This window comes from Aeribacillus sp. FSL k6-2211 (assembly GCF_037966125.1).
Taxonomy (GTDB): domain Bacteria; phylum Bacillota; class Bacilli; order Bacillales; family Aeribacillaceae; genus Aeribacillus; species Aeribacillus composti.
Map to the genome: position 1 here is coordinate 1,098,028 of NZ_CP150190.1, position 12,719 is coordinate 1,110,746.

The 12,719-nt window shown below is 40.6% G+C and carries 11 protein-coding genes; 10 read left to right on the forward strand and 1 reads right to left on the reverse strand.

What is annotated here, in order from left to right; translation table 11 throughout:
- Window positions 1-6: 6 nt before the first annotated feature.
- The 8 genes from ssuD (at window position 7) to NSU19_RS05500 (ending at window position 7,083) form a co-directional block, all read left to right on the forward strand.
- Window positions 7-1,155, forward strand: coding sequence for an FMNH2-dependent alkanesulfonate monooxygenase (gene ssuD / locus NSU19_RS05465; protein WP_066250608.1), 1,149 nt, complete (start codon window positions 7-9; stop codon window positions 1,153-1,155).
- Window positions 1,152-1,937, forward strand: a complete 786-nt coding sequence (gene ssuC, locus NSU19_RS05470) for an aliphatic sulfonate ABC transporter permease SsuC (RefSeq protein ID WP_066250605.1) — start codon at window positions 1,152-1,154, stop codon at window positions 1,935-1,937. The genes ssuD and ssuC overlap by 4 nt, the downstream gene beginning before the upstream one ends.
- Before the next feature lie 17 nt (window positions 1,938-1,954).
- A complete protein-coding gene (locus NSU19_RS05475; RefSeq protein WP_339194667.1) occupies window positions 1,955-2,722 on the forward strand; it encodes an ATP-binding cassette domain-containing protein in 768 nt (255 codons plus the stop codon).
- 49 nt (window positions 2,723-2,771) lie between these two features.
- A complete protein-coding gene (locus NSU19_RS05480; RefSeq protein WP_186439323.1) occupies window positions 2,772-3,770 on the forward strand; it encodes an aliphatic sulfonate ABC transporter substrate-binding protein in 999 nt (332 codons plus the stop codon).
- 292 nt (window positions 3,771-4,062) lie between these two features.
- The gene (locus NSU19_RS05485; RefSeq protein WP_311067021.1) at window positions 4,063-4,896 is read left to right on the forward strand and encodes a radical SAM protein; all 834 of its coding nucleotides are present in this window, start codon (window positions 4,063-4,065) and stop codon (window positions 4,894-4,896) included.
- Window positions 4,893-5,666, forward strand: coding sequence for a TatD family hydrolase (locus tag NSU19_RS05490; protein ID WP_339199103.1), 774 nt, complete (start codon window positions 4,893-4,895; stop codon window positions 5,664-5,666). The genes NSU19_RS05485 and NSU19_RS05490 overlap by 4 nt, the downstream gene beginning before the upstream one ends.
- Window positions 5,667-5,669: 3 nt before the next feature.
- Entirely contained in the window at window positions 5,670-6,578 is a 909-nt protein-coding gene (locus NSU19_RS05495; RefSeq protein WP_339199106.1) for a fumarylacetoacetate hydrolase family protein, read from the forward strand.
- Window positions 6,579-6,741: 163 nt separating this feature from the next.
- Entirely contained in the window at window positions 6,742-7,083 is a 342-nt protein-coding gene (locus NSU19_RS05500; protein ID WP_063386645.1) for a YisL family protein, read from the forward strand.
- Between the two features lie 796 nt (window positions 7,084-7,879).
- Here the strand turns inward: NSU19_RS05500 and NSU19_RS05505 are convergent.
- Complete coding sequence (locus tag NSU19_RS05505; RefSeq protein WP_066250595.1) at window positions 7,880-8,413, reverse strand: DUF2777 family protein; 534 nt, start codon at window positions 8,411-8,413, stop codon at window positions 7,880-7,882.
- Window positions 8,414-8,550: 137 nt separating this feature from the next.
- On the opposite strand from NSU19_RS05505, the gene asnB reads away from it, so the two are divergent.
- Both asnB and NSU19_RS05515 read left to right on the forward strand, forming a co-directional pair.
- Complete coding sequence (gene asnB, locus NSU19_RS05510) at window positions 8,551-10,395, forward strand: asparagine synthase (glutamine-hydrolyzing) (protein ID WP_339199108.1); 1,845 nt, start codon at window positions 8,551-8,553, stop codon at window positions 10,393-10,395.
- Between the two features lie 799 nt (window positions 10,396-11,194).
- Complete coding sequence (locus tag NSU19_RS05515; RefSeq protein ID WP_063387036.1) at window positions 11,195-12,625, forward strand: alpha-amylase family glycosyl hydrolase; 1,431 nt, start codon at window positions 11,195-11,197, stop codon at window positions 12,623-12,625.
- The last annotated feature ends 94 nt before the right edge of the window (window positions 12,626-12,719 follow it).

Genomic DNA, 12,719 nt, shown 5'->3' on the forward strand with positions numbered 1-12,719 from the left:
TGAAAAATGAACATTTTTTGGTTTATTCCAACACATGGTGACGGGCATTATTTAGGTACTACCATTGGAGGACGTACAACCGATTTGTCTTATTTCAAACAAATTGCCCAAGCAGCGGATCGCCTTGGTTACAGCGGGGTGCTGATTCCAACTGGAAGATCTTGCGAAGATGCTTGGATTATTGCCTCTGCCTTAATTCCCGTTACGGAAAACTTACGGTTTCTTGTGGCAGTTCGGCCGGGGTTGATGGCTCCTTCCGCTGCTGCAAGGATGGCCTCGACATTTGACAGAATTTCAAATGGACGATTGCTAGTAAACGTTGTAACCGGCGGTGATCCGGTGGAGCTGAAGGGTGATGGAATTTTTTATTCACATGATGAAAGATATGAAGTGACTGACGAATTTTTGACAATTTGGCGAAAGCTGCTTGCAAATGAAAAAGTCGATTTCACAGGTCGTTATTTGCAGGTGGAAGGAGGAGACCTTTTGTTCCCGCCAGTGCAAAAACCATATCCGCCTGTCTTTTTCGGCGGTTCATCATTGGCTGGCCAGCAAGTAGCGGCAAAGCATGCAGATGTATATTTAACATGGGGAGAGCCGCCGAAACAGGTTGCTGAAAAACTGAATCAGGTGAAAAAGCTGGCAGAGGAACAAGGAAGAACCGTGCGCTTCGGCATTCGCTTGCATATCATCGTCCGTGAAACGGATGAAGAAGCATGGCAAGCCGCCGAACGGTTAATCAAATATGTGGATGATGAAACGGTCGCTCAGGCACAAAAGGTTTTTGACCGTTTTGATTCAGTAGGGCAGCGCAGGATGTCAGATCTTGTGAAAAGAGACCGCAAGTCGCTTGAAATCAGCCCGAATTTATGGTCAGGAATCGGTCTTGTGCGCGGCGGAGCAGGTACGGCGCTAGTCGGCAGTCCGGAAACAATTGCAGAAAGGATGAAGGAATATGCTGATCTCGGCATCGAGACATTTATTTTATCCGGCTATCCTCATTTAGAGGAAGCATATAGAACAGCTGAACTGTTGTTTCCTCACTTGCCGATAAGCCATGTTCAAAGAAACAGTGAACCACAACCGTTTGGACCATTTGGAGAAATTATTGCCAACAACAGTTTACCAGCAGAAATGGAGAGAATCAGAAAATGAAAAAGTCGTTGTTTTCCGATCAAGTAAAAAAACAATTAATCCCATGGCTTTTGCCTATATTGATTTTAATCATTTGGCAATTGTTATCCTCTAAAGGGATTCTTTCAACAAAAATTCTTCCAGTGCCGTCAGACGTTGTGATGGCAGGAGTGGAGCTCATTCGTTCTGGTGAATTGTTTCAGCATTTGCTGATCAGCTTTAAACGAGCCATAATCGGTTTTTTGATTGGAGGAAGCATTGGCTTGTTTCTCGGCCTTATTAACGGGCTGTTTCCGATCGCAGATAGAATTTTCGATACAACGATTCAAATGGTGCGGAATATTCCTCACCTGGCCATGATTCCTCTTGTCATCCTTTGGTTTGGAATTGGGGAGGAAGCCAAAGTATTTTTAGTAGCAGCTGGAGTGTTGTTCCCGATTTATGTGAATACACTTCATGGCATTCGGTCAGTAGATCAAGGGTTGATTGAAATGGGACGGGTATATGGACTTCGTTCCTGGCTTCTCTTTTGGCAAGTGGTGTTGCCTGGCGCCCTCCCGTCTATTTTAGTCGGAGTTCGATATGCACTGGGGATCATGTGGCTGACGTTAATTGTTGCTGAAACAATTTCCGCAGATTCTGGTATCGGATATATGGCCATGAATGCGAGAGAATTTATGCAAACAGATGTAGTGCTGCTCAGCATTCTTCTATATGCATTATTTGGAAAAATCGCGGATTCAATGGCAAAATGGCTTGAAAGAAAATGCTTAAATTGGAATCCAAATTATCAAAACTTGTAGAGAATGGGGGGGAAAATGTGGAATCTCCAACTTTTGGAACTTATCTGCAAATCAATGGTGTAGAGAAACACTTCGGAAATCAGCACGTTCTGCGCGGAATTGATCTTGAGGTGCAGCCTGGCGAGTTTGTAGCGATCATCGGCCGAAGCGGCTGCGGAAAAAGCACGCTGCTTCGTTTAATTGCCGGATTAGATGAGCCGACAGCTGGTGAGATCAAGGCTAACAGTAAATTGATGAAGGGATTAAATCCAGAGGTTCGCATTATGTTCCAAGATGCCAGACTTTTGCCTTGGAAACGCGTAATTCAAAATGTAGCGATTGGCATGAAAAAAGAAGATTTACCTAAAGCGGAGTTAGCTCTAAAGCAGGTTGGACTGATCGACAGGGCAAAAGAATGGCCTCACGTTTTATCAGGAGGACAAAAACAACGGGTGGCACTTGCAAGAGCATTAGCCAGCAAGCCAAGACTGTTGTTATTGGATGAACCATTAGGTGCGTTAGATGCTTTAACACGCATTGAAATGCAGCGTTTGATTGAACGATTATGGAAGGAGCAAGGATTTACAGCTTTGCTGATTACACATGATGTGGAAGAAGCGGTAGCAATGGCAGATCGAGTGGTGTTGATAGAGGATGGAAAAATTGCGATGGATACACCGATTAAATTTCCTCGTCCTAGGCAGCGCGGTAATGCCGCATTTGCAGCCCTCGTCGAAAAGATTTTGCGCCGCGTAATGGGCGAGGAAGAAAACACACCAGCTGTCTATGCAAGGCAATCAACGTAATAATCTTAATAATTATATAAAAAAATATTCATTAAAGGGGGATTTACTAATGAAAATTATCAGAAAAAGTATGTTTTTAAGTTTGATTTTCCTTTTAGTGCTTTGGATTTCAGGCTGCGGCAGCAAGGAGGAGGCAAATGAGACCTCCAATGCGGAAAAATCAAATGCCAAAGCGGAAGAGGAGACATTACCAGACGAACTTAGAATTGGCTATCAAAAATCATCTATTTTGCTTTTCTTAAAGGAAAAAGGCAGCTTAGAAAAAATTTTGGCTGAAAAAGGAGTTAAAGTCACATGGCATGAATTTCAATCAGGACCGCCATTATTAGAGGCGTTGAATGCAGGAAAAATTGATGTAGGATATGTAGGCGGAGCACCTGCTGTACTTGCAGGGGCCGTTTCAGATTCTGAATTAGCCTATCTTGCCTATGAACCGGAAGTATATCGGGCGATTGTTGTTCCAAAAGATTCACCTATTCAAAAGATAGAAGATTTAAAAGGGAAGAAGGTTGCTTTTGGTAAAGGATCAAGCGCACATTATTTGCTCCTTACTGCTTTAGAGAGTGTAGGGCTGACTTTGAATGATATTACTCCTGTCTATTTACAGCCTTCAGATGCTAGAGGAGCTTTTGAACGCGGCAATGTGGATGCATGGGTGATTTGGGATCCATATCTTGCGGACGCAGAAGAAAGTGGAGGTGCTAGAATCATTGCCGATGCAAAAGGACTCCCGCGTCAATATGGATTTATCGTAGGAAGACGCGATTATTTTCAAGAAAATCGTGAACTTCGAAATCTAGTGATCAGTGAATTAGAGAAGGTTCACAAAGAGATTCAAGCAGACAAACAAGGGGCTGCCGAAAACTTTTCACAGAAAACAGGCATTTCGAAAGATGTATGGAAACAAACTTTGGAAAGAAGAGAATATGGAGTATTTGACATCACACCTGAAGTGGTGGATGCCCAACAGAAGCTTGCAGATACTTTTTTAGAGGCAGGATTGATAAACGAGAAAATAAATGTGCAAGATGCTGTTCTTTCAGATTAACGAAGCAAGAAAGTGGTCATTTCATGCTTTATAAGTTATAATGACCCTGAAACGGAATGTTCAAAAGAAAGATCCATGCGATATCGATTGACAAGCGCAAATAGTTGTCCTTTTACAAATGGAGGTGTTTATCCCTCCATTTGTTTTTGTGGAGAACAGTTGTCCTTATCTTCACGGAAGCGGTAATGGCCGGTTTGCAAGCGGGCTGTCTGTGAACCTTGAGGCCGTTTTCTTTTCAAAATTTTTTTCATTGAATGAAATAATCTTTTCGCTGCGGGAAAGGATGTAATGAATGGAAATTACCCGTAAAAATCCAAACTCGTTTTTAACGAAAACAAACGGCTATTTGCAAGGGTATTCGTACAGTTTAAATCCGTATGTCGGCTGTTCATACGGCTGCCATTATTGTTATGTACAAAAGCTTCCAGTCGCATTGTTTAAGAAAAAAGAGTGGGGAACATGGGTTGAAATAAAGGATGAAAAGCCAAACCAATTTTTAGGCGAATTGAAGCGGGCCAAGAAGAAAGGGAAAGTGACGATTTTCATGTCATCCTCAACAGACCCTTACCAGCCGCTGGAAGCGAAGGAATTACGAACAAGAAGGCTCCTTGAAGTGATAGCAGAAATGCCTCCGGACTTTTTATTTGTCCAGACGAGAAGCCCGCTTGTCACTAGAGATATTGATATCTTTCAAAAATTGGGGGATCGGGTGCTTGTCAGCATTACCGTTGAAACGGACAGAGATGATGTGCGCAAAATTTTTTCTCCAAAGGCGCCGCCGATTCAAGCTAGGATCAATGCGCTTAAAAAACTAAATGAAGAGAACATTCCGTCACAGGCGGCAGTTTCTCCTGTACTGCCTTTTTCTCCTAATTTTACGAATCTATTACGGAATGCGACGAAACGAGTCTGTTTAGATGATTTCTTTTTAGGAGATGGAAGCGGCGGAAGACGATCACAGGCGCTCGGTTTGTCAAAGCTTTTTTCGCAAATTGGAGAAGAAGAATGGTTTTCCCCTGAAAACATCGAATATGTGAAAGACTTATTTTTACATGTGTTTGCGAAAGATCAGCTGTTCATTTCTAGGCAAGGCTTCATTCCGCCCGATGGGAGTCATGAAGAATGATCGATTCTCATATTCATTTGGATCAATACGATCCAAAAACTATTGATGAGCAAATCAAAAAGTGGCAGGAAGCGGGCATTACTCATGTTGTGGCCGTTTCAACCGATTTAACATCCGCCTATAAAACGCTTGAATTGAAGCAGAAACATGAAGATTTTATTATAGCAGCTGCCGGCTTTCACCCTGAACAGGAGATTCTTGAAGAACGGGAGCTTGAAGAGCTTCTATCGCTGATTCGAACAGAGAGGGCGATTTCAGCTGTCGGGGAAATTGGTTTGCCGTATTATGAAAAAGAGCGATTATTTGCAAAGTATTCGGAACAAACTTATATAGATGTCTTGAAGGAATTTTTGAAAATCAGCGTTGAACATTCACTGCCAGTTGCCTTGCATGCAGTTCATGAAGATGCGGAAAAAGTTTTACATCTTTTGCAAAAACATCAAGTGAAAAAAGCGCATTTTCATTGGCTTAAAGCGGCATCATCTGTAGTGAAGGAAATTTGTAAACAACACTATTATATTTCTGTGACTCCGGAAGTTTGCTACCGCCTGCGCGATCAGCAGCTTGCTGAACAAGTTCCGATGGATCAGCTGCTTATTGAGACGGACGGCCCTTGGCGGTATGGGGGAGCGTTTAAAAATGTTGACACAACCCCGTTATTTTTAAAGGAAATTTGCCGCAAATTGGCGAATATTAAAAAGAGGCCGCGTGAAGATATTGTGCGCACAACTGCAAATAATGCGAAAAAACTTTATCTTAATTGGGGGTAGAACATGAAGCTTGTCACTGCAAATATTCACGACAGAACGTTTATCGGACTAATTTTTAACGAAGATTCGGTTATTGATATTCAAAAAGCGGAACTGAAGCTTTATGAATCGGAAATATCGCCTGCATCGCTGCAAGCGTGCATTGAAATGGGTGAAAAATTTGTCCGCCATATTGAAGCATTACAGGAATGGGTTGCGAAGGAAAAAGAAAGGGAGACATATGTCTATCCGCTGTCAGCTGTTAAACTCCAAGCACCGATTCCACGGCCGAAGAAAAACATTATGTGCGTCGGTAAAAACTACCGTGACCATGTTGCGGAAATGGGAAGCGAAAGTGATATTCCTTCCGATTTGATTCTGTTTTCCAAACCTTCAACTTCCGTTATTGCTCATGAAGGAGAAATTGATCCTCATCTTTATTTAACCGACGAACTTGATTATGAAGGGGAACTTGCAGTTGTCATTGGGAAAAAAGGAAAACAAATTCGCGAAGAAGAAGCCTATGACTACGTTTTTGGATATACGATCATCAATGATGTCACAGCAAGAGATTTGCAAGCTCGCCACAAACAATATTTTTTAGGAAAAAGCTTGGATACATCATGCCCGATGGGACCGTATATTGTACATAAATCGGCTGTTTCGAATCCACAGCATCTGTCTATCGAGACGAAAGTTAATGGCGAAATTCGGCAGCAAGCCAATACAAGTCAAATGATTTTCCCGATTAAACGGATCATTTCCATCATTTCTCAAGGCATGACTCTTGAACCGGGAGATATCATTGCAACAGGTACACCTGCGGGAGTCGGAAAAGGCTTCAATCCGCCGAAATTATTAAAGCCTGGCGACACTGTCGAAATTACGGTAGAAGGAATTGGCACGTTGAGAAATAAAGTCAAGGAAATTTAATAGCGAAAGGACGGGCAAGAGTGAGCCCCTTTAATCTTTCGTTTTAGTGCGTCTTTGTCAATTTAGTGAAATCATTTTATTTATCATAGTAATTGCTATGTTTTTGGATGATCATTTGATATGATGAATGTGGACTTGCAAGTATAGATGGGGGAGGGCATTTATGACACATTTGCATATTACATCATGGGTCATTTTGCTGATTTTGTTTTTCATTGCGTTTGCCAAACCTTCAAAAGGTTTGCATATGGCTGTGCGAATCTTTTATTTAATCGTGTTGGCAACTGGACTTGAATTAATTTTCCGCTATAATGTGTTCAGCATGGCCAACTATGTAGGGGAATATGTCGCTAAAATTTTCCTTGCCATTGTTTTGATCGGGCTTATGGAAATGGTTTTGGGCAAAAAGAAGAGAAACGAATCGTCCAAAGGCATTTGGATCGGCTTTTGGATTGTGCTGATTCTCGTCATTTTGCTTGGATTTAGACTGCCTCTTACTTTTTAAAAAATATGTTGATGCAAAAATATAGGAGCGTATTTCGCAGGGGCTGTCTTAGAAAGTCAAATCGCCATTGAAAACAAAAAATCATAAACACCGATATATATCAACGTTTCTAAAACATTAATGGGGGCGTCAATAAGCCGTAAAAACGACTTATTAGACACCCCCCTATTATTTTTCTTTCTTGTCTTTGACAAGAAAAACCAGCCTTAAAAAAACATCCAAATCCTATAATTATTAGAATTATATGGCCTATATTTTATATCATCAATGGTTAATGAAAATAAAAAAGCTCCAAGCAAAATAAATGGAATAGCTAATAACCACCCCAAATTATGAAACTCCCCTTATCTCGTTTTTTATTAAGGCTTGAATATTAATTCGATATGAGTTCATTGAAACCTTGCTAATCGCCAAAAAGTTGGACGAAATTCCATGATTGGAAAAAAGTTTCAATGCAGGCGATGCTTACGTTTACTTTCTTTTTGTAAATATCCTAATGTTTTAGGTTCATATTTTTGTTTTTATAAACATTTTTCTGTAGCGCAGTCTACATTGATGTTGGGCAGCCGGTCTGTTTCGCCCATCATTGAATAAATACTTAGCCACAGGATGACAATTCGAACGAATAGCATCTTTTTGAATATCCAGCATGATCAGGCTGCAGCTGTTTTTTATGTGTCTCCTTAAAAAATTTAAATGACTATTTCTGCACTCTCCCTATCAATTGCAAAGCTTTCATTACTCCGACTGTCTTAAAAGTACTTTTTAACTAAATCCTTTTTTCCTTGAATTGCAGTTATGAAATAGAGCTGACAAAGCTTCGTTCCCCTGTGCTTACAGTGAATTCAAACAGGTCTTTTTGTTTGTCTCCCCGATGGAAAAAATGCTGAACCGCACAAAGAGAATCCGTATTATCAAATATAAAAACAGAAGCGCCTTTCATCGGTTTGTTTCCATGGTGATACAACAATTGATTGTGGCAGTAGATGATGTCATAAACGGAAAAGGATAAAGCATTTAAATGGTGTACAAACATTATAAAGCTTTCATCATCCAATTCATTTAAAAAACAATGAAATGCATAGGGGAATGTCTTCTTGATTCGAATTTTTCCGCCTGACCGCAAGTATTCTTCCTTATTATGTCCAATATCAACCCATCGGCCGTTTTTCAAAAGTTCAATGTGCTGATCGTTTAAATCATCAAGAGAAATCTGTTCATCATCTTCATCATCGATCAAAATCGGTTTTGCTTGAAGCATTTCAACGGTTGCAGTCCGAAAACTCCTTTTTTGTTTATGGAGAAGGTCATTTTTTACGTCCGAAAACAATATGAACACCTCAATACTTTTTATTGATTGTTTTAGACAAAATGCTTTCTTTTTATACAAATGGGCAGGTAACATTGAACTTTTTTTGCATACAATAGCTACATCTTTCATGTTATAGATAGTGGGGTGATAAGCATATGTGTGGAATTGCTGGCTGGGTAAATTTTCAACAATCACTTTTCCAAAATACTGAAATAATGGAAGACATGATTGATACGTTAAGCAAAAGAGGGCCTGATGATACAAATATTTGGGGAAAGAAGCACGTATTGTTCGGGCATAAAAGACTTGTTGTCATTGACCCGGAATGCGGTCGACAGCCGATGACAAAACAAAAAGAAGATAATTCCTACACGATTTGTTATAACGGCGAGCTATACAATACGGAAGATATTCGCAAAGAATTATTGAAAAAAGGCTATACGTTTCGCGGCCACTCAGATACGGAAGTTCTTTTAGCTTCATACATGGAGTGGAAAGAAGAATGTGTGCACCATTTAAACGGAATTTATGCTTTTGCCGTTTGGGATTCAGCAGATGAAAAATTATTTATAGCACGCGACCGTCTTGGCGTTAAACCGCTCTTTTTTTATGAAAACAACGGTAATTTTCTGTTCGCTTCTGAAATAAAAGCCCTTTTAGCCAACCCTGAAGTCGATGCTTTGCTCGATCAGGAAGGGCTGCAAGAAATTATGGCGCTGGGGCCGTCGAGATCTCCCGGTTCAGGCGTTTTTAAAGGAATCGAAGAGCTTAGACCCGCCCATGCCCTAAGTTTTAATCGAGATGGCTTAAAAATATGGAGGTATTGGAACGTTAAAAGCCATCCGCATGAGGATTCTTTTGAAGAAACGGTCGAAAAAGTGCGTGAATTACTAATAGATGCCGTCACAAGACAGCTTGTCAGCGATGTTCCGCTATGCACGTTTTTATCGGGAGGATTGGATTCGAGCGCCATTACAGCGATTGCCGCCAGGACATTTGAAAAGGAAGGAAAGGGGCATCTTCATACTTATTCAATTGATTACGAAGGGAATTCTGAGTATTTTCAACAAAGCGAGTTTCAGCCGAATGCTGATGCCTACTGGATTCATTTAATGAAGGAATCTTTTCAAACCATTCATCACGAATGTATCATGACACAGGAAGAGCTTGTCTCATATTTGCAGGAAGCAGTTGAAGTCCGTGATCTTCCGGGGATGGCGGACGTCGATTCTTCACTTCTTTGGTTTTGCCGGCAAATTAATAAGGACTTTGTCGTGAGCTTGTCGGGAGAATGTGCGGACGAAATTTTCGGCGGATATCCGTGGTTTTATCGTCCTGAGGAATTGGCAAGAGAAGGATTTCCGTGGATTCGTTCATTAGATGAGCGGATCAAGCTGCTCCGGAACGATTGGCAAAAAAAGCTGAATATAAAAGAATATGCTTTAAGGCAATATGAAAAAACGATTGAAGAAACACCTGTTTTAGATGGAGAACCTGAAACGGAAAGAAAAAGGCGGGAGCTTTTTTACTTAAATATGATATGGTTTATGACAACATTGCTTGACCGAAAGGATCGCATGAGCATGGGGGCATCGCTTGAAGTGCGCGTTCCGTTTGCAGATCACCGGCTTGTCGAATACGTCTGGAATATTCCGTGGGAATGGAAACGATATGGCGATCGGGAAAAAGGCCTATTACGGAAAAGCTTAGAAGATCTTTTGCCGAAGGAGGTTGTCTACAGGAAAAAAAGCCCGTATCCGAAAACACATCATCCGAAATATACGAAGCTTGTAAAAGAACAGCTTGAAAACGTATTGGCCATGAAAGACTCCATATTGCACGAGCTTTTCGATGGGAATGCATTAAATAAATTAGTAGAGACAGACGGTGGATCTTTTCAACGCCCATGGTACGGACAGCTGATGACGGGACCGCAGCTGTTAGCCTATCTTTGGCAAATTCACATTTGGTTTGAAAAGTACCGGATTAATATCATTTGATGAATTTAGGGAAAATGAGGCTGTCTTAGAAAGTCAAATCGCCTTGAAAACAAAAAATCATAAACACCGATATATCAACGTTTCTAACACATTAATAGGGGCGTCAATAAGCCGTAAAAACGACTTATTAGACACCCCCTTGCTTTTTATAATAAAGAAGGACAAACATGTTCAGCATGTTATAATGTTTTTTATAATGAAATTCAAAAATGATCTGCAAGGGGAGCGGGAGGGGAGAGATATATAAACATTTTGTAGAAACTGAATGATTCATCGGTAGAAAAAAGATTTTTATGAAAATGATGAACGTTTTCAAAAAATTTTCTAATGTCTAGGAATCAAGCAGGGAGAGAAGCTTACAATAAGATCCGAATTTGGCCTGGTACGTTTCATGTTGTAAGAGAATAGTTCAAGAAGATATGAATGAAAAATTAACTGACCTAACTTTTTGAATACGTTGACGAACTGTTTGATCGTGGCGCAATCCAGGCAAAATGATGTAGGTAACGCAATGATTTCAAACATGTAAACTTATTTTTCAGTTAGCATGGAAGGAATAAAGGCTCTTTCAAATGAAACTGGGATAAGCCAGCGAGTGATTCGCGAGGCTTATAAAGAAAAACTCATCGGAAAAGGGGATAAATCCCATCAAACATTACATACATTCGATGAGAAGATTGACAGCAAACCAAAACAGATGCAACACCGCTTGCCGATTTTGCGGAAGAGTTGAAGCGGCGAACTTAGATGAATTGAGCGACAAGCATGGATTTTGCTGACATAAGGAGGATTTTGACGAGTGAAAAAAGGATTGATCTTCATTTTGTGTGTTTCATTGCTTTTTTGTTTTTCAGCGACTGCTAGCGCTGTAAACTTGCAGGATGAGTCAATTTATCACGTAGCAGTTGACCGCTTTTACAATGGAACGACGGCCAATGACGGCGAAAGAAAGGGCGGTCTTGAACATTTTCTTGGGGGTGACTTGCAAGGGGTGATCAAAAAGCTGGATTACATAAAAGGAATGGGCTTTACAATCGTTTCATTATCACCAATATTTCAAAATGAGGCAAACGGCTTTCATGGGAAATGGGTGAAAGACTTTAAAAAAGTGGACGAGCATTTTGGAACAATGCAGGATTTAAAACAGCTGACAAAGGAAGCACATAAACGTGATCTAAAGGTCATGATAGATTTTGTTTTCGAAACAGGACCGAACCACCCTTGGCTGTCTGATCCAGCTAAAAAAGAATGGTTTGTTGAAGGAAGTACGACATTCGATGTTTCTCGCCCCGACGTTCAAGCATTTATAATCGATGTCGCTAAATGGTGGATCAAACAAAGTGATATTGACGGGTATCGGTTGATTGACGCGAATCGAACTGAACCTCAATTTTTAAAAAAAATGGCTGAAGAAGTTAAGTCTGTCAAAAAAGATTTCGTTTTAGTGGCAGATATTGGCGGGGGTGATCCGAATACATATCAAAACAGTGGAATCGATGCCGTGATGAATACCTATTTTGCGAAAAATGTGCAAAAATCATTTTCGAATGTGGATGAACCGCTTTCAGGATTGGACGGGTTTACGCAATCCAATCTGCCTGTCGTTTCGTTTTTAGATGACGAGGATATCGTTCGTTTTACAAGAAAAGCTGTTGAGAATGAAGCGTTTCCAGTGACAAGATTAAAACTTGCCTTGACGTATTTATATACTTTACCGGCTGTTCCTTTTGTTTATTACGGGACGGAGATTGCATTGGATGGCGGAAATGGAGCAGTCAATTATCGGATGATGGATTTTCGCACGAGCACCGAAATAGTCGAGTACATAACAAATTTAGCCGACATTCGCAAAATCCTGCCTTCTCTCCGAACAGGGCAATATCATTTGTTGTATGAAAAGGACGGCATGCTCGTTTATCAATTAAAAAGCGGTGATGAAACATCCATTATTGCCATTAACAACACATCGCAAACAAAAAGCGTAACGATCGGATTTCGATATTTGCCGGATAATCACGAATTGAGAGGGTATTTAAAAGGGGGAAGCATAAAAAGTTCAAAGGACGGATACACGATCACTTTGGAACGGGAAACATCGGAGATTTTTAAACTGGACGAACAAAAAGGCGCGAGCATCCCTTTTATTTCCATTTTGGTCGGAGTCCCAGTTTTGTTTATCCTTTTCTTATATGCCGCATATAAAAAAGGGAAGGGAAAACAGCCGTCGTAAAATGCAAAATAAAAAGCTGATCCCTTAAAGGTGCAAAAAAAGGACAAACTCGTCTTGATTTGCCATTTTTAAGCTGCTTCTATGTACACATAGG